We start from the raw sequence: 24,734 nt of genomic DNA on the forward strand, positions 1-24,734 counted from the left end.
ATGTCCATCCATCCCGACTATCGGCAGTTCTTGGACGGGCGAGTGACTCTTTTCGGCGGCGACTGCCTCGATGTGCTGGACCGCTTGCCAGAAAACAGCGTGGATGCCGTCGTCACCGATCCGCCCTATCACCTCACCAGCATCGTGAAGCGGTTTGGTGCGGAAGGTGCTGCAGAGGCCAAGGAGGGCGTGACCGGCGCGTTCAAGCGCGCTTCTGCAGGGTTCATGGGCAAGCAGTGGGATGGTGGCGACGTCGCCTTTCAAGCCGAGACGTGGCGCAAGGTTCTGCGGGTTCTCAAACCAGGAGGTTATATCCTCGCCTTCGCTTCCACGCGCGGTTTCGGGCGCATGTCGGTCGCGATTGAAGATGCTGGGTTCGTCACCCATCCGCTGATCGATTATCTGTTCGACGACACCCCTGAAATCCTCCGCTTCCTGCAGTCGCTATCTTTCGAGCAGTTGGAGGCATTCGTTCGCCTCGTCGACCAGCGTGACGGCGGCATGCTGCACTGGATATTCGGATCGGGGTTTCCCAAGTCGACACGGATCAAAGCCGAAGGGTTCGACGCGTTTCGCTACGGCGGCCAAGCGCTCAAACCGGCAATCGAGCCGATCTATATGGGGCAGAAGCCTTTCAGCGAGGCGAACGGCACAGCGAACATCCTCAAGCACGGCACGGGCGCGCTGAATATCGACGGGTGCCGGGTCTCGACCGATGACGACCTGAACGGCGGCACGTACTCCGGCGCGCGTCGTCTGCGAGACGTTTACACCAGCACGGACTCCGATCCAGTCGCCGTGCCGCTCAACCGGCTTGCAAACGGCGCTGGCGAGTTCGTCCAGCCCACCGGCCGCTGGCCCGCCAATGTCATCCATGACGGCAGTGACGAGGTGTTGGCGGCGTTCCCCGATGCACCGGGCCAGCAGCGGGAGGTCAACGACACTTTCGCTCCCAAGCAGGGCACGGCTGTCTATGGAGACTACGGCCCGCGTCCGACCGTCGCCCCACGCGATCATGGCGGCTCCGCTGCCCGCTTCTTCTACACCGCCAAGGCCGATGCCGAAGATCGCATCGGTTCGAAGCATCCGACCGTCAAGCCGCTCGACCTTATTCAATATCTCTGCCGACTGGTGACGCCTCCAGGCGGAACCGTCCTCGATCCTTTCGCCGGCACCGGGACGACTGGAGAGGCTGCATGGCGCGAGGGCTTCAACGCTGTCCTGATTGAGCGTGAGACCGAATATCAGGCCGATATTGCGCGGCGCATGGACCTTGCCATCAAGCCGACGAAGCGAGCTGCGGTCGCAAAATCCAAGGGCAAACTCATGGGAGCTGAAGGTACGCCGCTCTTTGGTGGGGATGCCGCATAGATGGCCAAACTCTCGAAAGCCGAAGCGAAGGCGCACGGGCAGGCATGTGATCTGCTGGCGAAGGACGTTCTGTCCGAAGACGAGAAGCTTTTCGTTCTGGAGAACTGGCAGGAATCGGCCAAGCACATCAACACCATTGCCGGCGCATTCTTCACCCCGGTCGGCTTGGCCAGAGACTTCTCCGCCGAAGTCAGCGGTCGGCGCGTCATCGATCTGTGCGCCGGTATCGGCTCCCTTTCATTCTGGTGCGCCAACCGGGCATGGAACGAGCCTCCCGAAATCGTCTGTGTCGAGTTGAACCCAGACTATGCCGCCGTGGGCCGGAAGCTTCTGCCCGAGGCCAAATGGATCGTCGGCAGCGTGTTCGATCTACCCAGAGACATCGGCCATTTCGATTTCGCCATAGGCAATCCACCATTTGGCGCGACACCCCGAGACGCCAGGGCTCCGCGATTCACGGGCAGGGAGTTCGAACTGCACGTCATTGATGTAGCATCGGACATCGCGGATTTCGGGACCTTCATCGTCCCGCGGATGACCGCACCATTCCGCTATTCGGGTTGCCCGGCAGGTGGATGGCCAGAAACGATCAAGGACGGCATCGGTAGCGGCTACCGCGACTGTCCGACCGATCTCCATGCCAAGTTGCTCGCACAGACGGGCATTCGACTTGAGCCAGGCTGCGGCATCGACACGTCGACCTATCGCAATGACTGGCACGGCGTTTCCGTGTCGACCGAGATTGTGACCGTCGACTTCATCGAGGCTCGCGCTGCCCGCCGTCCTGCTCAATCCAATCTTTTTGAGGAGGCCGCTTGATGCTCCCCGTTCTCTCTCTCGATCCGTCGGAGGCGCTGACGTGCTGATACTCGGATTGGATATAGCCACGACCACCGGCTTTGCTTGGTACGAGCCCGGATCGTCGCTGTCCTCGATCAAGACCGGCCTGATGAAGGCTGAGGGCGAGAACGCCGAGGAAAAGGCCGCATCGCTCGCTCAGCAGATCGTGGCCATGTTCAAAGCTGGTCGGCCCGACTTCGTCGCGATCGAACAGCCCATGCGCAACGTCGTCTCGTTCAAGAAGAAGCGGCAGGACTTCGGAGGCGAGGTCGAGGAACAGACGATCAACCCGAACGCGCTCCAGCTTTCCAGCTTGGCCGGCGCGGCAGTCGCGATCATCGCGGCCTATCGCATTCCGTGGGAGACCATCCCGTCGGCGACCTGGCGGAAGCACTTCCTCGGCATGGGGCGCTCGCCGGCCTTCGACCGGGCTGCATGGAAGCGCGCCGCAGTTGATCGGTGCCGGGCATTCAAGATCGCGGTGAAGAACTCGGATGCGGCTGAAGCCGTCGGGATAGCGATGGCCGGCGAGACTTGTCAGCGGTTCAAGGCGATGCAGGCGAGGGCTGCGTGATGGTTCTATCTGTCACCAAGCTTCTCCTCGATCGCCTCAGCATCAGCAATGAGACCCTTATTGTATTGGATGCCGTCGGCTCCGAAGTGAACTCGTCGATGGCAGTTAGGACAAATTGCGATCACGTAGCGTGGCGAATCTGGGCCTGCGTCGCAGCGGCGAATTGTATGGTGCGCCTCCAAATAGGGCAGGTTGCTCGATTTGCTTATGAAAGGCCCAGCCTTCCTGCAAACCGAGCTCTCGCAACGTCCATCTGCGCGCGCAAGGACGTAGCGATGCACGTCTACGGAGCGATAGTAAATGGTGCGGGTTCCGTTGCGTGGGTCCTTCATGGTCTCGGCCGCCTCGTAGGCGCGTTTCCGAAGGTCATCGAGACCGGCGCCGCTTTCACCTTCCTCAATCGGATATTCTGGTGTGGAACTCTCGACTGGCTGGAGTTCAAATACGAACACCGACCGCAGTTGCGGGGGGGCACTCTCATCGTAATCCATGCGATCCTGAATGCCGATCAGCATGAACTCGCCGAGAAACGATTTTTTCTTGCCGTCGGTTTGAAACACCAGAAGCGCGCGGCCGTCCGCAAAGTGATCCCGAACGGCCTTGTTGTTAGATGTCCACGTTTGAGGACCGATCCTTCCTTGCGCGTACATCTCGAAAATGCCGTCGTCCCTCCATCTATTCTTGTAGACTTTCTTGCTTTTCGGCTGATCGATGAGGAGGACCACTGGCTCGCGCACAGATGGGATAATTCCGCTCTGCTTGTTTCCACCGAACCGTTCGACCATCGAGTCGAGCCGGTAGGTTTGTCCTTTTATGAAACCCCAGGTCATAGCAATTACACTCCCAAGCTTGCCCGACTGACATTCCAACAATCTGGGAAAGAATATCTGGTTAATCGGGAGATGGCCGCATGAACGCGCCCTACAACTCCCGCGACTTCCGGCCAGCGCTGCCGGATGCGATCGAGGCGGAACAGGCGCTCTTAGGCGAAATCCTCGCCAGGAACGACGCCTATTGGCGTGTGGCAGGCTTTCTAAAGCCCAGCCACTTCGCAGAGCCCTTGCATCGGACGCTGTACGAGACCCTCGGCACAATGATCACCGAGGGTCGGGCGGCCAACATCATCACGATCAAGTCCTATGTCCCGTGGGATGAGGTCATCAAGACCTACGACCGGGATGAGGAACGGCACGTCGAGTTGACCGTCGGGCTCTACGTGGTGCGCATGCTGAGGGAGGTGCCCGGCGGTGACGCCTACAGCTATGGACGGGCGATCATCGAAGTTTGGTCCCGGCGCCAGTTGATCGCCGAATTCTACGACGGCATCGAACTTGCGCTGCATATGCCCGTGGACATGACGCCGGACAAGATCATTACGGCGACGGCCGACCGGCTGACACAGATCGCGCAGGAGGGCAACGAGCGGGCTGCCTCGCTCAAATACGGTGTCCTGCTGCCTAAAGCGATCGAGCGCGCCCAGAAGGCTGCTGACGATGCTTTGGCGCTCATTCCGTGGTTCCTGCCCGAGATCACGACCATTGCCGGCGATATCCGTCGCGGCAACCTGATCGGCTTCATGTCGGACAGCGGCGGCGGGAAAACGTCCTTCTCGCTCCAGCAGGTCCGTCACGCTTCGATCGCTGGGTACAAGGCGGCGTTCTTCTCCATCGAAATCACCGAGGAAGAAGCCGCGCTCCAGGCGGCAGCGCAGGCATCCGGTATCGCTCTCGGCCGGCTCGACGCCTTCACCCTCAACAGCAAAGAGGCTCGCGACATCGAGGACGAAATGATGCGGGCGATGAACCTGCCATTCGACATCGTCCCGTTCTCGGATTGCACGCTTTCCGATATCCGCATCCGCATCGAGGCGATGAAGAAGTCCGTCGGGCTGGATCTTGTCGTCATTGATCACGCCAAGATGATAGCGCTGCCGGGGAAATCGGGCGACATCTTCGCCGAGAGGATCAATGCCTTGTACCGCGGTCTCAAGGCCATCGCGAAGTCACTGAACGTGGCGATCGTCATCCTCATCCAGCGTAATGACGACTGGAAAGCCCGGTGGAAAACCGGCGGATCGCTCCGCCCCATGATGGGGGACGCTTATGGCGGTTCCAGCGTCAAACAGAACCTGGACGTGTGGTTCAGCCTGTACCGGCCGGAACCGCTCTACAAGGAACTGATCCCGCAGACCCAGCGCCAGGAAAAGCGCGACGAGTTGATCGCGAAATACGAGAGTTCGCGCGGCAAGGCATGGCTCATCAACCACAAGCGCCGGCGCGGCGAGCCCGGCACGTCTCAGGAAATCAGGTTCGAGGCCGAGTTCACGCGCTTTTCATCAGGCGTCGAGGACATGCCTCCCGCATTCGAAGGGTTCATGTGATGGACAAGCCTTGGCGCGTTCGCCATTTCAAAACCGGGTTCAGCGCGGAGTATCTTCGCTGCGGCATGGGGCACTGGCGGTTCGTTCTGGACGGCAAGCAACCCAAATTGTTCGTGGACCGTCGGGAAGCCAGATGCGCCGCTGAAGACGCCTATTTGGCTTCGCTCGACGCCAGCGTGCGGAGTTCCTTGCCCGTCTCCGAGGACAAGATCGCGCGCAATCTGGAAATGGCTAGGGAGCAATTCCTGAAATCGAAACGTGAGGACGTGAAGCGCACCGAGACGATCCACCGTCCCGGCCGGAAGAAGCTGATCGTGATGACGGGGAGGGCGTCATGACCTGGCAACCAGCGAAATTCAAACTGGCATGGATAACTGGCCCGCACGAGATTGAAGGTTACGTCTTCCGTGGCCTTGGTCTTCATATGACGGCATCCGCATCGCCAAAGGGACGTCGTCTTGCTCGATGGAGCTTGACGCATCTAAACACCGGACATCGAGTCGCGATCATAAATGGCGATGTGCGGACAGCGTTCTCAATCGCCTATGAGATAGCAAGGTGTTCGGATTGGGAAGCCTTCACGGCTCTTGGCGGATGGAAGAATACAGATCCTGACTTGCCAGCAAAGATCGACGCCATCGCGGCTCGCTTTCCGAAGAATGTAGATCGGAACGCTGGGCACGGCGGCGGCGATGAGGAGATCGCGTCCAAAATCGCATTGGAGCGGGCATGAGCTATCCCTACGTCTACTTCTGGAACCGCATGGACAGGAAAGGCCAACGCTGCGCCGTCACCGCCCGCGCCAAGGTTATGAACTCGATCCGCGTCGAGTTCGAGGATGGATTCGTCATGATCACCAGCGGCAATTCGATTAGGAGGGCGTCATGAAGTCTCCCGCCGCCCGACAGGCCGAACTAGACCGCAGCCGTCGCAAGTCGGCAGAGATGCGCGAGATGATCCGTGAAGCGGCCGAAGGAATGGCGCTCGTCGGCATGGGTTCGGGTGCGACAATCCCTTGGCAGCATATCGAGAGCCGTCGGATATGGGATGGATATCCCGACAATAGATCGCTCACCGGCAGGATCATGGGCGACCCGATCTATGAGCGAAGTGCGTTGGCGGGGATGGCATGAAATGAACATTCACTGCCCCACATGCGGCCATGAACTGGCGGTGATGCCTCTTGCTGGGGTGTCAGAAATCCCGCTGGAAGGTCAGGCACGTGCGATCGCGGACCTGCTGGCGAAGGCATATCCGAAATCGGTCTCGCGCACCGCGATATGGGATGCGCTCTACGGTGACGATCCGAACGGTGGGCCAGACAACCCTGACGCTGTCATCAATGTGAGGATTTACAGGCTTCGGAAGCAACTTGCTCCGTATGGATGGACTGTTCCGAAGGCGAGTCCCGGGCGAGGCAATCATGGGCGCTACCGATTGGTGCGGCTGGCGGGTAACCAATGATCGATAGCCGAGTGCAGGAGGTATGCGGCGAGTTTGGTCTGCGGATTATTCCGTCGACCCGCTATCCCGATATCGGCGAAACACGGGCACCGAAGACCATCCTGAAAATCATCCGAAAGCGCGGTGAGGACCATGCCCGCTGGGTGATCCGCACCATCATGGAGACGGCGAACAACAAGACGCTGGCTGATGAAATGGCGCTGTGGGCCATCTCCGATCTCGTCCTTGCCTACTGGGACGATATCCTGGCCGATCCGTCGGCGTGGTTCGAAGTTTGGGACAGCGTGCCCGTCGGCCGGCGCCAGTGGGAAATCCAGCAGCGCTTGAGCGGCATCGTCAATCAACGTGCCGCACTCGCCGGGGTCGTCAACCGGCACCTATATGAGAGGTTCGATGCACCTCAACCTGAATTGCCTCTGGAGGCCGGCCAATGACCGAACTGGAAATCACCGAACGGCTGATCCTGGCCGTCGAGATCGAGCGGGCAGCCGGTAACGTCAATGTCGGGCCCGGCCGTGGTCCCGGCTACATCAAGGCGATGTCGCTGGGCTACGTCCACGACTGGGCCGACAAAAACGGCTGGGGTAGGGAACGGCTAAAAGCCGATGAGCAGGAATATCAGGACAGCGTGTTCCGCCGTCCTACGCCGGCTATGGTGAGCGAGGCCGAGGAAGCGCTAACCTGGTATGCTCTCGTCCGCAACGAAGATCACCGCGCGGCCTTGGCTGCTTGGGTGGATTGCATGGCTGGACATCGCTTTTTCAAGGACTGGTGCGCCCAAGCCGGAATCTCCGAAAAGACGGGGCGAAAGCGGAAAAACGCTGCCGTTGCATCAATTCACGCACATCTGGTTCGCTGCGATGTGCAGAATTGCGATATCTGGTCTGCCGAGGGGTTGCTCGAACCCGGTGAAATCGGCCATGTTGACGACAGGATCGGAGACGCGTGGCGAGGCGAACCGTACTTCCTCACTGCACGATCCGGCGAAGATGATTTCAACTGGGCCGCAGCGCGAAATAAGCGGCGCCGCCAGCGTCGAGACAGACAACTCCAGGCGGCATAGAGTTTCCGCGTAAGCGGATAGAGATCAGGACGGAAGCGGGAAATCTCGTCCCGCAACATGCACTTCCATAATGACGGCAATGTATTCGGTGCAACCGTCGCGGAAGGGGTTGGCGTGGCTCCACCGAATTCACGCTTGCCGGGGTAACGGCCGGCCCGTCCTGACAGATCGCCGTCGCAAGACGGTGTAGCGAGGCCCGCGAGGCAATTGCCGTGCGGATAAGTCATTCAAAGGCCCACCGTACGGGAGCCGCCTCGCACCCTATCAGGAACGGCGGACGGACGAGGTCGAACCATGGAACCTAATCATGGAACCAGCTTGCATGGTTCATAGGAAGGGAAGCGAGCGGTTCAGTCTGCTCTAGAGCTACTTCTTTTGCTTCTTGCCATTCGCTTCTGCAAAATCGGCGAACTGTTGAAGGCCAACGCCGAACCAATTTTGTGAGTTCTTCGGCGCCCAAAGAATGCCGCTCGGCTTAACACGGAGTGTCCCAATGACGGCGCCGTCTTCCGTGATCTCGAATTCCTGATGCTTTGGTAGTCTGAATTCTTTCTTGGCCATTTCCCAATCCCCAAAGTTTGAAAACAATCAAAGGTAATCAAACGTGGCGCGCGGTGGCAAGAGAATAGGTGCAGGGCGCAAGCCAGGAGCCGCTACAAAGCGAACGCGGGCAATTGCGGACAAGGCTACTGCCGAAGGATTGACGCCGCTGGAGGTCATGCTGAAGGCGATGCGCACCCATGCCGATAAGGACGAATGGGACGAGGCGGCATCGATCGCCAAGGATGCGGCGCCGTACATGCACGCCAAACTGGCCTCGATCCAGCACACCGGCCGCAACGGTGGCCCGATCCAGACCGTGGATGTCACTCGCTTGAAGGGCATGAGCGACCAGGAGCTTGAAGTTCTTGAACGTGCACTTGTCCAGATCGGAATTGTTGACGGCGATCCGGGCCGAGAAGGAGGCGAGGAAGTCTGAGGAGGATCGGGCACGCGAGCGGGTAGGACTGCTTGGATCGCACCTGACCTTCACGAAACGGTTCTTTTTGGAGAAGGAAGGTCAGCCGTTTTCGGTGGCCCCGTTCCATCAAGTCATCTGCGGTACGCTCGACAGGGTATTCGCCGGCGAGATCAAGCGGCTGATCATCAACATCCCGCCTGGCTACGGCAAGACCGAGCTGGCAGTGATCAACTTTATTGCCCGCGGCTTCGCGATCAACCCGCGCGCCCGGTTCATCCATGCCAGCTACGCGGAACCGCTGGCGCTCGATAACTCGACCAAGGTCAAGGATGTGATCAGCCTGCCGGGCTACCAAGCTCACTGGCCGGTCACGATGCGACCTGACCAGAATGCCAAGGGGCTATGGCGCACGACCGCTGGCGGGCATCTACGCGCCGCAGCTGCGGGCCAACCGATTACGGGCTTCCGTGCTGGTATCCTAGCCGAGCCGGGCTTTACGGGTGCCCTGATCATCGACGACCCGCTCAAGCCCGACGATGCCTCGTCGGATACGATGCGGAAATTCATCAACGCGAGGTGGGAGAACACCTTCAAGTCGCGTCTGGCGCATGAGGATGTGCCGGTGATCGTCATCATGCAGCGCCTGCATGTCGATGACTTCGTAGCGCATCTTTTGGAGAACTCGGGCGAGCATTGGCACCTGCTCAAGCTTCCGGTGCTGATTGAAGGTGAAGGGCAGGCGCCGGCCGGTGACGTCGAATTGATCCCACACGGGCTGCCCAACGGGCCGCTATGGGATCAGAAGCATACGCTGGCCCAGATCAAGGTGCTGCAATCCGCACCTCATGTTTACTCGGGCCAGTATGCCCAGGAGCCGACGGTCGAGGGTGGCAATCTGTTCAAGCCGGGGCTGCTGCCTCGGTATGATGTCCTTCCGAAGCTGTCGTGGCGCGCGATCTACGTTGACACCGCGCAGAAAACCAAAGAGCGGAACGACTACACCGTGTTTGAGCATTGGGGCGCGGGTGTGGACGGAAAGGCGTATCTGCTCGAGGTGGTGAGAGACCGTTTCGAGGCACCGGAGTTGGAAAAGACGGCATTCGCGCTTTGGTCGCGATGCCGGGGCGATGAATGGCCTGCGGATCGGTATGGCCACCTGCGCAAGATGGCGATCGAAGACAAGGTTTCAGGCACTGGGCTGATCCAGTCCCTGACGCGCAAGGCGATTCCAGTGATCGCGATGCAGCGCGAAAAGGACAAGTACACACGCGCCCTCGATGTGGTGCCGGCGGCAGCGGCTGGACTGATCGTGCTGCCGAAAACGGCTCTGTGGCTGAAAGACTTCGAAAACGAACTGGCAGCGTTCCCCGATGGTGGATTCGATGACCAGGTCGACCCCTTCATTGACGCCGCACTCGACATCTGCGGCTTCCTCGGCTTGAATCTGGATAATCTTTGATGGGCAAAATCCTGACCCTCGTCCGCGATGGCCTCGCGAGCGCCATTGCTGGCCTTGGTACGGAACGCGACAAGGCGGCGTCTGTCTACTACACCGAGCCGACGATCGACCTGCAGCAACTCGTGGCGGCCTACCGGACGGCATGGCTGCCTCGGAAGATCATCGACATCCCGGCTCTGGATAGCTGTCGGGAATGGCGATCCTGGCAGGCCAAAAACCCGCAGATCGAAAAGCTCGAGGCGGAGGAAAAGCGCCTTGGCGTGCAGGGCAAGGTACTAGAGGCGAGGAAGAAGGCGCGCCTGTTCGGTGGTTCCGCGATCTATATCGATCTTGGGGATGACGCCTCGCAGCCGATGGACGTCGAGAAGGTCAGGGTAGGTGGCATCCGCTTTCTGACTGTGTTGACGCCCCGCCAGTTGCAGCCGGGCGAGATCGAGACCGATCCGCTGTCGCCCCTCTACGGCCGGCCGAGAGACTACACCATCGTCAACGGGGCTTCCTCCCAACCCAAGGTGCACCCGTCGCGGCTGACGATCTTCATCGGCAACGAAATGCCGGATCGGGATATCACGTCGGGAGCCACTTTCGCATGGGGCGATAGCGTTCTGACTTCGGTCATGGAGGCAGTGAAACAGGCCGACAGCACCACGGCCAACATCGCCAGCCTGATCTTTGAGGCCAACGTCGATGTTGTGACCATGGAAGGCCTCATGGCCTATGTCGGCACGCCCGATGGGGAGAGGAAGGTCACGGATCGCTATCGCATCGCCGCTACGGGCAAGGCGATCAACCGGATGCTGATCCTCGACGGCAAGGAGAAGTACGAGCGCAAGAGCGCAAGCTTCCAGACACTGCCCGACCTGATGGACCGGTTCTTCCAGAACGTCAGCGGCGCCGCCGATATCCCGATGACGCGCCTGTTCGGGCAGTCACCGGGCGGCTTGAATGCGTCCGGTGAAAGCGACCTGCGGAACTACTACGATCGGATCGCCGCCGGCCAGTCGCTGGAAATGCAGCCGGCCATGGCCAATCTGGACGAATGCCTGATCCGCTCGGCCCTCGGCCAGCGCGATCCGGACATCCACTATGTCTGGAACCCGCTCTGGCAGATGTCGGAGAAGGATAAGGCCGAAATATTCGAAAGGAAGTCGAACGCGGCGCGCACCATCGCCGGCAAGGGCCAAGAAAGCCCGCTGATGCCGATCGACGTCATCTCGGAGGCGTTCACGAACGAACTGATCGAGGATGGCACACTGGCGGGACTGGAGGCGGCTTCGACCAAGTACGGCACCTTGGCGGATCAGGAACCGAGCGAGGAAGAAATCGCGGCTGCCGCCATGCAGACAGAACCGGCAAAAGGCCGGCGCCAGATCGTGGCGAAGGACGCAGCACCGCGCACGCTCTATGTTCGCCGCGACGTTATGAACCGGGCCGAGATCGAGCGCTGGGCCAAGGCGCAGGGCTTCACCGATATCGTGCCGGACTTGCATGTAACGATCGCCTACAGCCGCACGCCGATCGATTGGTTCAAGGTCGGTACATCATGGTCGGAGAAGCTGGAAATAGCTGCCGGCGGGCCGCGTCAGATGGACCGTCTCGGACCGGATGGCAGATACCTGGCCCTGCTGATCACGGCGAACGAACTGGTTTGGCGTCATCGCGAAATCAAAGAGGCCGGCGCTTCGTGGGATTGGCCCGACTATCAGCCGCACATCTCCATCCAGATCGGCGGCGAGATCGATCTGGCGAAGGTCGAGCCGTACCGGGGCAAGATCGTGCTCGGGCCGGAAATGTTCGAGGAAGTGCGGGAGAACGGGAAACCGATCCTCTTCGAGGACTTTGACCCGAGCCAGCCACGCGACCCGGCGGGCACTTCAACCGGCGGGCAGTGGAGCAGCGGGGCTGCTGGCGGAAAGGGCTCCGGAAAGTCCGGTGAGCCGCCAGCGCCCGGCACAGAAATGAGCGAGGAGCAGGCGCAAGCACTTTACGACAAGCGAGAAGTTCCGGAGGGCTGGTTTGTCCACGGCCGAAGCGCACAAGGCGCAGGTGAGGATGATCCTTTGGAGACCGGCTACGTCACTCAAATGACCCGCGATCTGGACGTCGCTGATCAGTACGCGGGGAGCGACGGTTCGGTCTGGTATCTATCGCCAAGGGCTGACGCGAACGTCATCGCCGTAAGCGATGAGCCTGAAGGCAAGATATTCGACGCATTCTCGCGCGATTTTGAACGTGGGTTGCTGCCTGCCGCGCTCGACGATGCGATTTCGAGTTCTGGTTACGATGGCGATGACGCTCGCGAGGCTTGGTCTCGTATCGCCGACAGCATGGCCCCGCGTTCGATTGTCGAGTCCGCTGGGTTCTGGGACGATCCGAGCGTTGCCGAGTGGGCGTACGAACGGACCGGCGTTGATTGGCTCAACACCCCGGATGGCGCGATCGCGTTCAACAAGCAGGCGCTGACGCGCGGACGTCCTCTGACCCGTGATGCGGCGCCGGACAGTCCGTTTGCGTTCCAGCGCGTTCCGAAACTGCGCAAGAGATAGACCATGCAATTCACAGACGCTGTGACCGTCGCGGGAACGCGGCGGACTGGTGACGGCTACCTTGTCGCCACCGCCAAATGCGTGCGCGCAGGGATCCAGCTTTATACCGGCGACGAACTCGGCAAGCCCGAGATGAAGCTGGTGAGGGTCTATCGCCCGGCAGACGAGGTATTCGCGAAGGACAGCCTGCAAAGCTTCAGCCACGCGCCGATCACGATCAATCACCCGACCGAGCAGGTCACCGCCGACAACTGGAAGGCTCTTTCGGTCGGCGAGGTCAGCACGGCAGCAAAGCAGGTCGACGACTGGATCGAACTGCCCCTGATCTTCAAGGATGCCGCTGCCATCTCCCTCATCGAAGGCGGCAAGCGCGAACTGTCGGCAGGTTATGTCGCAGACTTCGATTTCACGGCCGGCGTGACGCCCTCGGGCGAACCCTACGACGCCGTTCAGCGGTCCATCCGCATCAATCACCTGGCTTTGGTCGATAAGGCCCGTGCCGGGTCACAAGCTCGCGTTGGTGACAGCGTGGGAAACTGGGGCGCTGCCCCGATCACCCAACCCACAGCAGACGAAAGGAACCCGGATATGGCCGGAGAAAATCTGCGTACGGTGGTTGTGGACGGTCTCTCGGTGATGACCACCGATCAGGGCGCCCAGGCCATCGAGAAGCTTCAGAAGGCCGTCTCCGACGCCCAGATGAAGCTTAAGGATGCCGACACCTCGCACAAGGCGGAGATCGCCAAGAAGGACGAGGAAATCGGCACCCTCAAAGCCGACAAGAAGAAGCTGGAGGATGCGGCGCCGAAGCCGGCCGACATCGACCGCATGGTGGCGGATCGTGCCGCTCTAGTCACCGCTGCCAAGTCCATGGACGAGAAGATCGTTACCGATGGCAAGACGGATGCGGAAATCCGCAAGGCGGTGGTCACGGCACGTCTCGGCGACGAAGCGGCCAAGGACGTCTCCGATGCCGAGATCACCGGCATGTTCAAGGCCCTGACCAAGGACTCCAAGCCGAACGATACCGTTCGCGATGCGCTCCGCACCCAAGACCACTCCATCGCAACCAATGATGCCTGGGGCGACAAGGTGTTCGCTTCCGCCGGCGTCTCCGTGAAGAAGGAGGCCTAATCCATGGCACAGCTCAACGAAAACCGCGGTACGGCCAACTTCCTCGTTTCCGAGGCAAGTGGCATGTATCGCAGCCGTGACGTCGGCACCGTTGCCGCTGGCTCCGCTCCGGGGCTCCTCGCCGGCACGATCCTCGGCAAGCTCACCTCGGGCGGCAATTACGTCGCCTACGATCCTGCCGCCGCGACTGGGGCGGAAGATATCGCCGGCATCCTGTTCGAGGCCGCCGTCGGCACCGTCAAGCGCACCATCGTCGTTCGCGACTGCGAAGTGAACGGGGCGCATCTCATCTACCAGGCTGGCGCCAATGACGCTGCGAAGGCCACGGCCAACGCTGCGCTCAAGGCGCTCGGCATCATCGTTCGATAAGGAGGCCGAGACCATGGCATCTATGGACATCTTCAACAATTCGGCCTTCTCGATGACCTCGCTCACCGGCGCGGTCCAGAAGGTCGGATACAAGCCCCAGCTTCTCGGCGACCTTGGCATCTTCGCTCCGATGCCGGTGCGCACCCGTTCGATCTTCGTCGATCGCCGGGAGAACAAGTTGGTGCTCATCCCGACCAGCCCCACCGGCGCGCCGCCGGCGGAACTGCAGGTCGATCCCCGCAATGCCGTCCCGCTCAAGACCACGCGTCTGGCGAAGGGCTTCACGCTCTACGCCGAGGAGATCCAGGGCATCCGCGCGTTCGGCTCGGAAACCGAATTCTCCCAGGTGCAGGCGGAATACCTGCGTCGCATGGCCGGCGTCCGCGACGACATGGAACTCACCCACGAGTACCATCGTCTGGGCGCACTGCAGGGCCTCCTGCTCGATGCGGACGGAAGCACGGTGATCTACAACTACTTCACCGAGTTCGGCGTGACCGAGGCGGCGGCAATCGACTTCGACCTCGACAATGCCAGCCCGGCCCCTGGTGCTGTTCGGCTCAAGTCGGCATCCGTCATCCGCGCGATGGCGCGTTCCGCTGGTGGCGCGTTCACGCCCGGCACGACCATCCACGCTCTGGCTGGTGACGCGTTCTACGACGCGCTGATCACCCATCCCGAGGTGGAGAAGACCTACCTCAATTGGGCGGCCGCTGCCGATCTGCGGACGGACAAGACGTGGCAGGCCTTCACCTATGCGGGGATCACCTGGCACAACTACCGCGGCACGGATGACAACTCGACCGTGGCGATCGATCCCGACGAGGCGAAGTTCTTCCCGGTCGGCGCCCGTGACGTGTTCAAGGTGGCCTATGCGCCTGCGGAGTTCGGTCCGTACATCAATACGGCCGGCCAACAGACCTATGCCATGAACATCCCGGATCGTGACCGTCAGGCGTGGACGCGCGGGGAACTGTACAGCTACCCGCTGTACTTCTGCCAGCGCCCGGACGTGCTGCGCAAAGCCGTGAGGACCTGATCATGGCAGAGTATCACGTCAAGAACGGCAGCCATGTCGACAAGGCTTTCAAGGTAGGGGGCGGCCATCAGGTCGTCCCGGCCGGAAAGGAAGCCGACGTGGTCAACGCCAAGGAACTCACCGAGGCGCAGCTCGACGCTTTCGAGCGTGAAGGCGTCAAGGTGAAGGCCAAGGGCGGCAAGGCGAAGAAGGAAGAGGACACCGGGGACACCAAGTCGGCTGCCGAAGTCCTCGCCATGGCCGATGGCAACTTCATGGCCTTCAAGTCGGCGGCTTTCAAACTGCTCGGCGATGCGACTCCTACCAAGAAGGATGAGATCATCGCCGCACTCGAAGAACTGGCCACGAAGCCGGAGTAAGACGCATGGCGCGGCGGTTCCCTGCCGCGCCATCCCCGTCAATTGAAGATGGTCTCGCGCTCCGTCTCATAGCCTTGATCATACATATCGTGATCAGGGGAGACCGGCGGATAAGGGTTTTCATACCTTCCCTCCCTGCCGGCCTTCTGGCCCCTCTCGAAGGCCTTCTGCCTCGCGGCGCGTTCGCTCTCAGTCATCATCGTCTCCTTTCAGATGCTTGAGTTATAGCGGCGCGCGCATCGGGTGCTTTGCATTCTGGAGAATTTTTATGGCCGGCTATGGCACCGACGAGACTTTCGCGACGTGGTTGTCCGAAAATGGGTATGAGGTTCCCGAAGGCGCGCCTACCGCTGCCGTGCTCCGCCAGCGTGGCAGCCAATACGTCGACGGGCTCTACGGCATGCGCTTTGTCGGCGAGAAGGCTGGTGGTTGGGCGCAGGAACGCGCGTGGCCACGCAAGGGGGCCTACGTCGGGTCATCGTTGATCCCGGACACGGAAATCCCGCTGCCGGTCGTCTACGCCAGCTATGAAGCTGCTTTGCAGGAGGCGCGCGACCCGGAGAGCCTGTCGCTGATTGGCTCGGCCGCCGAGCGCGTCAAGCGTGAGAAAGTCGATGGTGCGGTCGAGGTCGAATATCAGCAGGCGGGAAGCGATGAATTCGCCGCATCCATCACGCCGGTGATGACGGCCATCGAGGGCCTTCTGGCGCCGTTCCTTCGGTCCGTTGGCGGCTTCCCGGCGATCATGGTCGTGTGATGGCCAAACGCTTCGACTATGGCCGCATGCAGGGCACGGCCACGCGTCTGCTCGATCGCTTCCAGCAAGGCACCGTCTCCCTCAAGCGGACCGTCACCGTACCCGGCGAGAACGAATGGGACCCGCCGACGGAGACGAGCGAGACCTGGCCGTTGAAGGCCGCCGTTAAACGCGTAGACCAGCGTTATGAAAACGGCGTCCTGATCGTGGAGACGGTCGATATCGTGACGTTTGCCGCGCCTGACACGGTGCCGGTAATCACGGACACGCTCGTCATCGACGGCAGGGAGCGGGCCATCACCAGCCTGAAACCTACACCGGCAGCCGGGACGGTAGTGGCTTGGAAGGCCGTGGTGGCGGTTTAAATCATGACGAGACGCACCGATCGCGAGGTATTCGAGGAATTGCTCGCTAAGCACGAGCCGCTTATCCGGCAGGCGTTCCTCGATGCCATCCGTGACCTCGTCGACAACATCACCTTGCGCGTTGTTGTCGAGCGCCTGGAGCGTGGTGACGTAGCCGGCGCAATCAATGCTCTGCACCTCGATGCCGATGCGTTCGGGCGATTGGAGCGGGCTATCGCCGACGCCTACAACTCGGGCGGGCAGGCAACAGTGGGTAACTTGCCTCGGTTGATCGATCCGAGCGGCGCGCGCGTCGTGTTCCGTTTCGGCATTCGCAATCCCGAGGCGGAAGCCTGGCTGCGAGAGCATTCGTCCACGCTGGTCACCCGGATCGTGGAGGATCAGGTCATCGGCATCCGAACGGCTCTCACGGAGGGGCTGTCGCAGGGTCAGAATCCGCGCGCCACGGCGCTCAACATCGCCGGACGCATGAACCGCGCCACAGGGCGACGGGAAGGAGGTATCATTGGCCTCACCGCGCCTCAGGAGAGGTACGTCGCCAGCGCTCGGGATGAACTGAGTTCTAGCGACCCGGACCAGATGCGCCACTACCTGACGCGCGGCCGCCGTGACAAGCGCTTTGACAAAACGATCTTGAGGGCAATCAAGGACGGTAAGAAGCTGGATGGCGAGACCGTCACCCGGATCGTGAGCCGTTATTCTGATCGGCTTCTCGGCCTCCGGGGCGAAATGCTTGCCCGAACTGAGACCATGCTGGCGCTGGGTAAGGCCAAGGACGACGCCATCCGCCAACAGATCGCATCGGGTAAGATCAAGGCCGAAGACGTCACCAAAATTTGGCACTCGGCCGGCGATAACCGCGTCCGGCACACCCATCAGGTATTGAACGGGACATCGGTAGGGATCGATGAGCTGTTCGAAAGCCTGAGCGGCGCCACATTGCGCTTCCCACATGATCCCGATGGCCCGCGTGAGGAAATCATCGGGTGCCGCTGCTATCTGGAATACCGGGTCGACTATTTCGCCAGCGTTGTGCGCCGCGCAAAGGCCGAGGCCGCATGATGGCCGAGACATCGTTCAGCGCCCAGATTGATGCCTGGGTCAACGAGGTAGAAGGCGCCGCCGAGGCGATCTTCAAGGAATCGATGCAAGAGCTTGTTGCGACGGCTCAATCTCGAGTTCCGGTTGATACCGGCTTCATGAAAAACTCTCTTTTGGCATCGACAGCCATGATGCCGCCGATCGACCCGGTATCGAAGCCGGAGCCGGGGGCCACCTACCCCTACACGGGCACAGAGATCAGCGCGGCCATTTCGGGCACGGAATTGGGAGACACGGTCTATCTCGGCTACACGGCTGCCTATGCGCGGCGGCTCGAATTCGGATTTGACGGGGTAGATAGCCTTGGCCGTGTGTATCGGCAGCAGCCACTCGCCTTCGTGAGGCTAGCCGCGCAGGACTGGGCAAATATCGTGCGTCGGCAGGAACAGCGCCTTTCGGCAAGGATCGCGTTCTCTTAGTCGCGTTGTACGCCGGGTACGTCGTCTGTGCCGGTCTCGGACGCATAGAGCAGGGCGAGAGCAAGGCCGGACAACGCCTGCCGTGCAGCTTTCAGCGCCGTGTCTGCTCTCACCGTCTCACCTGGCGCATCGCCGAGGGCGCGGCGGGCTTCTGTCAGAAGGTCATGGGCTTGGTTGTCGCTGAGCGGCTTCATTGGGCAAGGGATAGCGCAGAATGGCCGCACCGACAATTGAGACTGCAATCTGGCTGGCCCTGAAGACGAGGGTGCAGGCGATCGTGCTGTCGCCGGTGCTGCCCGTGGCATGGCCGAATGAGGCGTTCTCGAAGCCAAATACCGGCGGATATCTCCGCGTGACCCACGTCCCGAACATGAACCGCAGGCTGTTCATCGGCTCGGCCGACCCTCACCAGCGGCTCGGTCTTCTGCAGGTCGACGTGTTCATGGCCAAGAACCAGAACGTGGCCGTTGCGCTGGAAGTGGCGGGAAAGGTAGCGGCTCACTTTCCGGCCGACCTCCGCATGGCTTACGGCGACGTCACTGTGCGGGTGCAAAGTGCCCCAACCGTCGCCCAGCCGATCGATGACGATACCCATCTCCTGGTGCCGGTCACCGTACCGGTGGAGTGCTTCGCCTAACCCGCCCTTCGGCAAGGCATCCCTGAAAACTGAAAGGAAGTCGCCATGAGCGATCTGTTCGCCGTTGCCGGCGCAAAAATCTACATCGGCGCCGCCGCCATGGCTGCGCCCACGGTCGACGTGACCGAAACGAATTTTGCGGCTGTATCATGGACCGAGATCGCCGATTGGACCCAGTGCGGCCAGATCGGCGATACTGCGGCCCTGATCACGACCCAGGTCATTTCGCGCGGCCGTGACGTCAAGCAGAAGGGCACGCGCAATGCGGGCTCCATGCAGAACGTGTTCGCGATCAACTCCAGCGATCCGGGCCAAATTGCTGTCATCGCAGCGGAAAAGACCGCCAACAACTACCCGTTCAAGATCGAGTGGGACGATGCACCGGGCGGTACCGCGCCGACGCCGACCGTCAACTACTTCATCGGCCTGGTCATGTCGGCCCAGCAGGCCGGCGGAGGCCCGAACACGGTACGAAGCCTGAACGTCACCGTCGAGGTGAACTCCAACGTCGTCACCGTCGCGCCCGCCACCGGAGACTGAGATCCATCATGGCAAAGAGCAAAGCACAGCTGGGCGCCGGCAATGTTGAGATCGAGCTGGATGGCGAGACTGTCGTCCTCAAGCCGAGCCTCAACGCCTGTCAGACTGTATCCCGACAGAGCGGCGGCATCAGCGCCGCCGTGGCGGCCGTCGGCAGGTTCGATTTCGACACCGTCGTTTCGGTCGTCACGCTCGGCCTCGGCGCAACCGGTTCCGAGGCCAAGTCGATCCCCGATAAGGTCTGGCGCACCGGCCTTACCGATCTGGTGGGCCCGGTCACGAAGTACCTCACCATCATCGCCAATGGCGGCCGGCCCGTCGAAGATGCTGGAGGAGAGGAAGGCGAGGACCCTCAGAAAGGGTAACCCTCGTCGAGTTCTATGCCGAACTGGCCGAGATCGCACTCGGCTGGCTCGGATGGACCGAGGAGCAGGCCTTGCGCGCAGATGTGAATGCGATCCAGATCGGCTACGCCGGCAAGGTCGATATGTTCTGCGCCATCGGATACCTGCATCGAAAAGAGACTGGGCCAGCCAAGGAAGCTGCCCTTGCACCGATGACGCCGGCTCTGTTCAGAGCGATGTTTGGGCGGTGAGGCTCAGTCGAACTGTGGATTGAGCTTCGCGTCCACCTCGTCTTTGGCAAGGTACCCGAGAACGACGCAGTTATCGATCTTGGCTGCCAAATCCGTGTTCACGCGGTTGGCGTAGAATTGATCGAGGTCAGCGGTGCAGACTGCTCTCTTCTCGGCGAAAGCATCGGCTTCCATCTTTTGATTGAAGACGCTGACTGCGTAGACGCCGCCGAGTGCGATCACGACGCAGCACGCGGCGGCGATCAACCATTTCAACCAGGCGTCCATACAACCTCCTGTCCCCGCGAAACGCTAACGCACGCCTGACGATGGAGCAATCCGAATGACCACCGCAACGCTCGGCTTTGCCATCGAATCGTCGCAGGCGGTCACCGCGAAGGCGAACCTTGATCGCATGTCGCAGGCCGCTGCAACAGCCGAAGCGGCTCAGCAGAAGCTTGCCGGCGCCTCGTCGGTAGCGAACGCAGCGCTCGCACGGATCGCGTCCGGCGTTGACCAAGCGAATATCGCTCTGGCCAAGCTGGTCAAACTGACCGAGGAGAACCGAACCTCGACCGTCCGTATGGATGCGGCCAAGCAGTCGCTGGCAAAGACCACGGTTCAAGAGGCGCGCGCGTCAGAAGGGGCCGCTGCGGCTGCCCGGCAGGAGACCGCGGCGAACGATCGCCTGACGGAATCGGTCAATCGCCAAGCTGCAGCCATTGCCGCCAGCGCGCGGGCGCGTGCAGCAGCCGGGCTGGATGCATGGGGCCGTACGCCGGCCGAGGTCGCGTCACACGTCGCGGCTACCAAGGCCTCTCCCGCAGTGCCTGTGGCTGCAATCCCTGTCAGTGCCAATACGCAAGCGGAATTGGTCAAGGCGGAAGCGATCACGCGCACGGCCAGTGAAGGGGCCCGCGCCACGGGGATGCTGTCGGCCGGGCTCATGTCGGCGCTGGTACCTGCGAACCTTTTGAGCTTCGCGCTGTTCAGCCTGTCCGGCGCGGCGATCGAGTGGGCGCATTCGATGCTCACCGGCGCCAGCCAGGCAGAAAAAGTGCTGGAGAAGCACAAGGCCCTTGTAGATGCGATTGCCAAGTCGTACCCGGCGGCGGCCGAAGCTGCGAAGCGATATGAGGAACAGGCGGGAAAGCTCCCGCAACCCGTAGTTCAGGCGGACATCGTTACCCAGCAGAAAACTGAGCGTGAAGCCTTCAAATCGCAGATGGACTATCTGCAATCGCAGATGGGACCGCTTGCCACGGGCCGCTTCGGCAGCCTGCTTGATGACGCGACTGTCAAGCGGCTCAACGAACTGGCCGCCGGCATTCAGTCCACCGCACTCGGGGCGGCGGATGTCCAGAAGCGCCTTGGCGAACTGCGATTGGACCCTTCGATCACCCCGACGGCCAAGGCCTTGCTGGACGCCCTGCAAGCCACGGCCAACACGGCAAAGGACCTCGAAGCGAGTCTGAAGGGTTCAGGCGCGGCCATGAAGGCCATCACCGGGTTCAACGGGCCCGGCGGTCTCCCGATCTACCTCGATCCTGCTCGTGGCGCTTCCGACAGGTATATGGCCATCTCGGAAGAGAGGACGCAACTTGCGCGCATGCAGCGGAGCCAAGAGGCAGAGCTTGCCGGCATCAATGCGCGATCGCCCGAAGAGCGCAGGAATGCAGCGCGCCTGCGGGCGGAAGCGACGGTAAATAACGGCGAGACGCCGGCGGCGCGCAATTTCCGTATCGAATCCGCCGGTGCTGTGGCTTACGCTCAGGCATTGCGCCAAATCACCGATGCTCAGGAATCCCGCGTCCGCGCGATGAACCAAGGGTTGGCACAGCAGCAGCTTGAACTCAGCCTCATTGGCAAGACCACAGGCGAGGCCGCCAAGCTGCGGTTTGAGTTTGAGCATATCCAGCAGCTTCGAGAAGACGCCGCCCGGAATCACACCATCGTTGATCCGGCAGAGATCGACCTGATCAAACAAGCTGCGGAGGAAACTGGCAAGTACGTCGACGCCCTTGCTCGCGCCAACCTGGCGAAGGATCTCGCATTCGAGCATGACCAGCTCCGTCGCTCGACGCAGGACGCTGCCGTTGCAGCCATGCAGCGAGGTGCAGGTCTGCCAATCGACCTCGCCTCGCCCGAGGCGCAGCAGATGCGCGCGAACATGGAGTTCTCCGAGGCAAAGGATATCGCCAAGAACTTCCTGACCACGTTCGAAAACATGCTCGTTTCCAGTGGCGGTGACGTCGGCAAGGCCATGGGCGCCGCGATCCTCAGCGCCTTGATGAACTCGATGACGAAACAGTGGGAAGCGATCTTCGACAAGGCCGCCATCATGTTCGCCAGCGCGATCACTGGGCAGAAGGGTGGTGCTGGGACCGGCGCGGCTGCCGTGGGTTCGATCCTTGGCGGTGCGAACGACAACTATGCGCCGGGAGCCATTACCCGCGCCGCTCTGCCGGATATCGGCTCGTTCGCCAGCGCAGGCTTCACGAAGACCGGTATTCCGCTCTCCAGCATCTCCGCGCAGGGTCTTGGTGCGAAGGTCAATGCCGCCTATGCAGATCGCTTTCAGGGGCTGCTCAATGACCTGACGGCCGCCGGTTATCCGATCACCAGCCTCGGGGAAGGCGGCTATAGCTACCGCACTGTGGCGGGGTCGAAAAACCTATCGAACCATGCATTCGGCAACGCGATCGACATTAACCCGAGGCAAAATCCCTGGGCAGTGGGCGCGAAAGGCAATTTCGCTCAATATGGCATCGATCCCAACGAGCTTGCTCAGCGCAACGGCCTGTTCTGGGGCGGGAACTGGAACAAGTCCGATGCGATGCACTTCCAGGTCGACAAGGCCTCGAAGGCCCTGGATAAGCTGTCCACCAGTTCCATCGGCACGGCGCAGAGCCTTTCCGGCGGCCTCGGCAAGCTGGGAAATGCACTCAACCAGTTTCCGGCTGCACCGGGCGGCGGTGGTGGTGGCTTGCTCGGGTCGCTGTTCGGCGGCCTTAGCTCTGCCTTCGCCGGTTCGTCGGCGTTCTCGTGGCTTTCTGCTAACCCCGGCGGCTACATCGGGCTCTATGCTGAGGGCACCGAGAATGCGCCTCCTGGCTGGGCGTGGGTTGGCGAGCGCGGCCCGGAGCTTCGGAAGCTGCGCAGCGGTGATGTCATCCGCTCCAATCCGCGCTCCACGGAAATGGTCGCGAATATGAACGGACAAAGCCGGCCGGCGGAGAAGATCGACCTCCACGTCAATGTGTATGGCGGGTCGGGCGATGACCATGTCCGCATGCTGGCGGAGCAGGGCGCCCGCAAGGTCGTCGGCGAATACAACCGCGGTCAGGTCAGCGGCGGCTTTGGCACGACGCAGAAGCGCTACAACTCGATGAAGGGGTGATCTCGTGGGCAAGTACACGAACCTCCCCGAATTCAACATCGACTATCAGTACCTCACCGAGATGTCCTTCTCGGTCGAAGGTGCGGGCATCGACGGCGGGAGGAATGGGGAAGGGGATAGCCCCGCGATCGATTTCAGCGGCGGCGGCAAGATCGTCGGGTCCTACAGCGTCTTTGCGGCCGAGCCCGAGCAGCACGAAATGCTCAACCAGTTGGCCGCCCGGCTCAATGGATCGACGCGGTGCATCGTGGTGCCGATATTTACCGATCGAATTGGGCCGTTTCCGCTCTTGGGAACGCACGACCCGCAGCCGCTTGTTTCCGGTATCCCGCACAGTGACGGTGCGCTGTTCGGCGACGGCGCCGGCTACAGCCAAGCTACGGTGTTCGGGACCTTTGAGAGTGCGGCGGCGCTGAACGCCGGCCAGATCGTCGTCAACATCTTCGGCGCGGCTCGCAATCTGCGCTGGTCCGACTGGCTGAGCACCTATCACGAGATGCGCGGCTGGCGGGCGTGGCGGTACTGGGAGGCGTCCGATCCGGTGGAGGTGACGCGGACAGTGGAAGGCCAGGAATACACAGGCCAGCAATACACGCTCGCGATCTCCCCGCCGCTTCGGGAGGCCGTTGAAGCCGGGCAGCGCATCGAATTGGCCCGGCCTCGTTTCGTCGCCCGGTTCCCGCGCGGATTCAATCTGCCGTGGGAGGTCAAAGCGCCGTTCCACAGCCAGATCGCGGTCAATTTCGTTGAGGCAGAAGTCAGGTAATGGCCTATACCCGCGACTATGTCCCGGCCGACGTCATCGACGCCATGCGCGGGAGCCATACGCTCGGCATCTTCCTCAGGCTCGACAGCGACCCGGCCCTGCATATCTGGATGGGGGTCAACGACATCCCGGCGGGCTTCGACAGCATCGACGAGGAAGGGATCGTCTACCTCGGCGGTGGTCGCCTGTTGGAGGTCCCGGCGCTCGAGGTTCTGATGAACGGCCAGGCCGACAGCGTCGAGTTCGGCATTTCCGGGATTGATCCGGCGACTGCACAGCGTGCCATAGACGAAATGCCTGATATTCGCGCCTGCGATGTCCATATCGGCATCATGACGCTGGACCAGTATTACCAGCCGATGGGGCCGATCGTGTCGCTGTGGATCGGCCTGGCATCGCACGTCACGGAATCGATGCCACCGGTGAATGGAACGGCGGACAGGTCGATGACGCTGGCCTTGGCGGTTCTCACCGGGAATGGCACGCGATCGCGCCCCGCGCTCTCGATGTGGTCGGCGCCGCATCAGAAGTCACTCTATCCGACCGACCTGTTCTGCGACGGGACAGCCCGCCTCGCGCGCGGTGTTGCGCCGGCGTGGCCGAACTACTGAAGGCA

General features: G+C 61.5%; 33 protein-coding genes. 29 read left to right on the forward strand and 4 right to left on the reverse strand.

Translation table 11 applies throughout. From position 1 onward, the window contains the following. The 3 genes from ACFOHJ_RS17980 to ACFOHJ_RS17990 are packed head-to-tail and all read left to right on the forward strand — an operon-like array spanning nt 1 to nt 2,785. Nucleotides 1-1,371: a DNA methyltransferase gene (locus tag ACFOHJ_RS17980; RefSeq protein WP_378222956.1), complete on the forward strand. Its 1,371-nt coding sequence runs from the start codon at nt 1-3 to the stop codon at nt 1,369-1,371. Beyond that, entirely contained in the window at nt 1,372-2,190 is an 819-nt protein-coding gene (locus ACFOHJ_RS17985; RefSeq protein ID WP_378222958.1) for a methyltransferase, read from the forward strand. It begins immediately after the preceding gene. Nucleotides 2,191-2,230: 40 nt separating this feature from the next. Then, nucleotides 2,231-2,785 (forward strand): hypothetical protein, encoded by a 555-nt coding sequence (locus ACFOHJ_RS17990; RefSeq protein ID WP_378222961.1) that lies wholly within the window; start codon nt 2,231-2,233, stop codon nt 2,783-2,785. A gap of 5 nt (nt 2,786-2,790) precedes the next feature. Here ACFOHJ_RS17990 and ACFOHJ_RS17995 read toward each other — a convergent pair whose 3' ends face one another. After that, nucleotides 2,791-3,615, reverse strand: coding sequence for an HNH endonuclease (locus ACFOHJ_RS17995; RefSeq protein ID WP_378222964.1), 825 nt, complete (start codon nt 3,613-3,615; stop codon nt 2,791-2,793). A gap of 80 nt (nt 3,616-3,695) precedes the next feature. Here ACFOHJ_RS17995 and ACFOHJ_RS18000 point away from each other — a divergent pair, with 80 nt between their 5' ends. From ACFOHJ_RS18000 to ACFOHJ_RS18035, 8 genes are read left to right on the forward strand one after another with little or no spacing between them, the layout of a single operon-like run. Beyond that, a complete protein-coding gene (locus ACFOHJ_RS18000) occupies nt 3,696-5,165 on the forward strand; it encodes a DnaB-like helicase C-terminal domain-containing protein (RefSeq protein WP_378222967.1) in 1,470 nt (489 codons plus the stop codon). After that, nucleotides 5,165-5,503 carry a hypothetical protein gene (locus ACFOHJ_RS18005; RefSeq protein WP_378222970.1) on the forward strand — a complete coding sequence of 113 codons (339 nt, stop codon included), beginning with the start codon at nt 5,165-5,167 and terminating at the stop codon, nt 5,501-5,503. Before ACFOHJ_RS18000 ends, ACFOHJ_RS18005 begins: the two co-directional genes overlap by 1 nt. Then, nucleotides 5,500-5,898 carry a hypothetical protein gene (locus tag ACFOHJ_RS18010; protein ID WP_378222973.1) on the forward strand — a complete coding sequence of 133 codons (399 nt, stop codon included), beginning with the start codon at nt 5,500-5,502 and terminating at the stop codon, nt 5,896-5,898. Before ACFOHJ_RS18005 ends, ACFOHJ_RS18010 begins: the two co-directional genes overlap by 4 nt. After that, nucleotides 5,895-6,053, forward strand: a complete 159-nt coding sequence (locus ACFOHJ_RS18015; RefSeq protein WP_378222975.1) for a hypothetical protein — start codon at nt 5,895-5,897, stop codon at nt 6,051-6,053. Before ACFOHJ_RS18010 ends, ACFOHJ_RS18015 begins: the two co-directional genes overlap by 4 nt. Next, the gene (locus tag ACFOHJ_RS18020) at nt 6,050-6,298 is read left to right on the forward strand and encodes a hypothetical protein (protein ID WP_378222978.1); all 249 of its coding nucleotides are present in this window, start codon (nt 6,050-6,052) and stop codon (nt 6,296-6,298) included. Before ACFOHJ_RS18015 ends, ACFOHJ_RS18020 begins: the two co-directional genes overlap by 4 nt. A 1-nt stretch (nt 6,299) precedes the next feature. Continuing rightward, complete coding sequence (locus ACFOHJ_RS18025) at nt 6,300-6,629, forward strand: helix-turn-helix domain-containing protein (protein ID WP_378222980.1); 330 nt, start codon at nt 6,300-6,302, stop codon at nt 6,627-6,629. Continuing rightward, nucleotides 6,626-7,063, forward strand: coding sequence for a hypothetical protein (locus ACFOHJ_RS18030; RefSeq protein ID WP_378222981.1), 438 nt, complete (start codon nt 6,626-6,628; stop codon nt 7,061-7,063). Before ACFOHJ_RS18025 ends, ACFOHJ_RS18030 begins: the two co-directional genes overlap by 4 nt. Then, entirely contained in the window at nt 7,060-7,692 is a 633-nt protein-coding gene (locus ACFOHJ_RS18035; protein WP_378222984.1) for a hypothetical protein, read from the forward strand. The genes ACFOHJ_RS18030 and ACFOHJ_RS18035 overlap by 4 nt, the downstream gene beginning before the upstream one ends. A 366-nt stretch (nt 7,693-8,058) precedes the next feature. Here ACFOHJ_RS18035 and ACFOHJ_RS18040 read toward each other — a convergent pair whose 3' ends face one another. Beyond that, nucleotides 8,059-8,253, reverse strand: coding sequence for a hypothetical protein (locus ACFOHJ_RS18040; protein ID WP_378222987.1), 195 nt, complete (start codon nt 8,251-8,253; stop codon nt 8,059-8,061). 157 nt (nt 8,254-8,410) lie between these two features. Here ACFOHJ_RS18040 and ACFOHJ_RS18045 point away from each other — a divergent pair, with 157 nt between their 5' ends. From ACFOHJ_RS18045 to ACFOHJ_RS18075, 7 genes are read left to right on the forward strand one after another with little or no spacing between them, the layout of a single operon-like run. Next, nucleotides 8,411-8,671 (forward strand): hypothetical protein, encoded by a 261-nt coding sequence (locus tag ACFOHJ_RS18045; protein ID WP_378222989.1) that lies wholly within the window; start codon nt 8,411-8,413, stop codon nt 8,669-8,671. After that, entirely contained in the window at nt 8,607-10,112 is a 1,506-nt protein-coding gene (terL, locus tag ACFOHJ_RS18050) for a phage terminase large subunit (RefSeq protein ID WP_378223057.1), read from the forward strand. Before ACFOHJ_RS18045 ends, terL begins: the two co-directional genes overlap by 65 nt. Beyond that, on the forward strand, nt 10,112-12,658 hold the full coding sequence (locus ACFOHJ_RS18055; protein WP_378222992.1) for an anti-CBASS protein Acb1 family protein: 2,547 nt from the start codon (nt 10,112-10,114) through the stop codon (nt 12,656-12,658). The genes terL and ACFOHJ_RS18055 overlap by 1 nt, the downstream gene beginning before the upstream one ends. 3 nt (nt 12,659-12,661) lie before the next feature. After that, nucleotides 12,662-13,792 carry a DUF2213 domain-containing protein gene (locus ACFOHJ_RS18060; protein WP_378222993.1) on the forward strand — a complete coding sequence of 377 codons (1,131 nt, stop codon included), beginning with the start codon at nt 12,662-12,664 and terminating at the stop codon, nt 13,790-13,792. A 3-nt stretch (nt 13,793-13,795) separates the two neighbouring features. Beyond that, complete coding sequence (locus ACFOHJ_RS18065; RefSeq protein ID WP_378222995.1) at nt 13,796-14,161, forward strand: head decoration protein; 366 nt, start codon at nt 13,796-13,798, stop codon at nt 14,159-14,161. Between the two features lie 22 nt (nt 14,162-14,183). After that, nucleotides 14,184-15,200: a major capsid protein gene (locus ACFOHJ_RS18070; protein WP_378222998.1), complete on the forward strand. Its 1,017-nt coding sequence runs from the start codon at nt 14,184-14,186 to the stop codon at nt 15,198-15,200. Nucleotides 15,201-15,202: 2 nt separating this feature from the next. Next, entirely contained in the window at nt 15,203-15,559 is a 357-nt protein-coding gene (locus tag ACFOHJ_RS18075) for a hypothetical protein (protein WP_378222999.1), read from the forward strand. A gap of 38 nt (nt 15,560-15,597) precedes the next feature. Here ACFOHJ_RS18075 and ACFOHJ_RS18080 read toward each other — a convergent pair whose 3' ends face one another. Beyond that, complete coding sequence (locus ACFOHJ_RS18080; protein ID WP_378223002.1) at nt 15,598-15,756, reverse strand: hypothetical protein; 159 nt, start codon at nt 15,754-15,756, stop codon at nt 15,598-15,600. Between the two features lie 71 nt (nt 15,757-15,827). Between ACFOHJ_RS18080 and ACFOHJ_RS18085 the strand changes: the two genes are divergently transcribed. The 8 genes from ACFOHJ_RS18085 to ACFOHJ_RS18120 all read left to right on the forward strand — a co-directional run bounded on the left by ACFOHJ_RS18085 (nt 15,828) and on the right by ACFOHJ_RS18120 (nt 19,973). Beyond that, nucleotides 15,828-16,316, forward strand: a complete 489-nt coding sequence (locus ACFOHJ_RS18085; protein ID WP_378223005.1) for a DnaT-like ssDNA-binding protein — start codon at nt 15,828-15,830, stop codon at nt 16,314-16,316. Beyond that, on the forward strand, nt 16,316-16,681 hold the full coding sequence (locus ACFOHJ_RS18090; protein ID WP_378223008.1) for a hypothetical protein: 366 nt from the start codon (nt 16,316-16,318) through the stop codon (nt 16,679-16,681). The genes ACFOHJ_RS18085 and ACFOHJ_RS18090 overlap by 1 nt, the downstream gene beginning before the upstream one ends. Nucleotides 16,682-16,684: 3 nt before the next feature. Further along, nucleotides 16,685-17,743, forward strand: a complete 1,059-nt coding sequence (locus ACFOHJ_RS18095) for a phage minor head protein (RefSeq protein ID WP_378223010.1) — start codon at nt 16,685-16,687, stop codon at nt 17,741-17,743. Beyond that, nucleotides 17,740-18,201 (forward strand): HK97 gp10 family phage protein, encoded by a 462-nt coding sequence (locus ACFOHJ_RS18100; protein ID WP_378223012.1) that lies wholly within the window; start codon nt 17,740-17,742, stop codon nt 18,199-18,201. The genes ACFOHJ_RS18095 and ACFOHJ_RS18100 overlap by 4 nt, the downstream gene beginning before the upstream one ends. Nucleotides 18,202-18,415: 214 nt before the next feature. Further along, nucleotides 18,416-18,838, forward strand: a complete 423-nt coding sequence (locus ACFOHJ_RS18105; RefSeq protein ID WP_378223015.1) for a DUF4128 domain-containing protein — start codon at nt 18,416-18,418, stop codon at nt 18,836-18,838. A gap of 45 nt (nt 18,839-18,883) precedes the next feature. Next, nucleotides 18,884-19,378, forward strand: coding sequence for a hypothetical protein (locus tag ACFOHJ_RS18110; protein WP_378223018.1), 495 nt, complete (start codon nt 18,884-18,886; stop codon nt 19,376-19,378). 8 nt (nt 19,379-19,386) lie between these two features. Continuing rightward, nucleotides 19,387-19,743 carry a hypothetical protein gene (locus tag ACFOHJ_RS18115; RefSeq protein ID WP_378223021.1) on the forward strand — a complete coding sequence of 119 codons (357 nt, stop codon included), beginning with the start codon at nt 19,387-19,389 and terminating at the stop codon, nt 19,741-19,743. Nucleotides 19,744-19,814: 71 nt separating this feature from the next. Beyond that, nucleotides 19,815-19,973, forward strand: coding sequence for a hypothetical protein (locus tag ACFOHJ_RS18120; protein ID WP_378223023.1), 159 nt, complete (start codon nt 19,815-19,817; stop codon nt 19,971-19,973). 3 nt (nt 19,974-19,976) lie between these two features. Here the strand turns inward: ACFOHJ_RS18120 and ACFOHJ_RS18125 are convergent, their stop codons facing one another. Continuing rightward, on the reverse strand, nt 19,977-20,240 hold the full coding sequence (locus tag ACFOHJ_RS18125; RefSeq protein WP_378223026.1) for a hypothetical protein: 264 nt from the start codon (nt 20,238-20,240) through the stop codon (nt 19,977-19,979). A 55-nt stretch (nt 20,241-20,295) separates the two neighbouring features. Here ACFOHJ_RS18125 and ACFOHJ_RS18130 point away from each other — a divergent pair, with 55 nt between their 5' ends. From ACFOHJ_RS18130 to ACFOHJ_RS18140, 3 genes are read left to right on the forward strand one after another with little or no spacing between them, the layout of a single operon-like run. Continuing rightward, nucleotides 20,296-23,352, forward strand: a complete 3,057-nt coding sequence (locus tag ACFOHJ_RS18130) for a M15 family metallopeptidase (protein ID WP_378223028.1) — start codon at nt 20,296-20,298, stop codon at nt 23,350-23,352. A 4-nt stretch (nt 23,353-23,356) separates the two neighbouring features. Continuing rightward, the gene (locus ACFOHJ_RS18135) at nt 23,357-24,118 is read left to right on the forward strand and encodes a hypothetical protein (protein WP_378223029.1); all 762 of its coding nucleotides are present in this window, start codon (nt 23,357-23,359) and stop codon (nt 24,116-24,118) included. Then, complete coding sequence (locus tag ACFOHJ_RS18140) at nt 24,118-24,729, forward strand: hypothetical protein (protein WP_378223031.1); 612 nt, start codon at nt 24,118-24,120, stop codon at nt 24,727-24,729. The genes ACFOHJ_RS18135 and ACFOHJ_RS18140 overlap by 1 nt, the downstream gene beginning before the upstream one ends. Nucleotides 24,730-24,734 lie beyond the last annotated feature (5 nt).

Source organism: Aquamicrobium soli, assembly GCF_042646345.1.
Classification (GTDB): Bacteria; Pseudomonadota; Alphaproteobacteria; order Rhizobiales; family Rhizobiaceae; genus Mesorhizobium; species Mesorhizobium soli_A.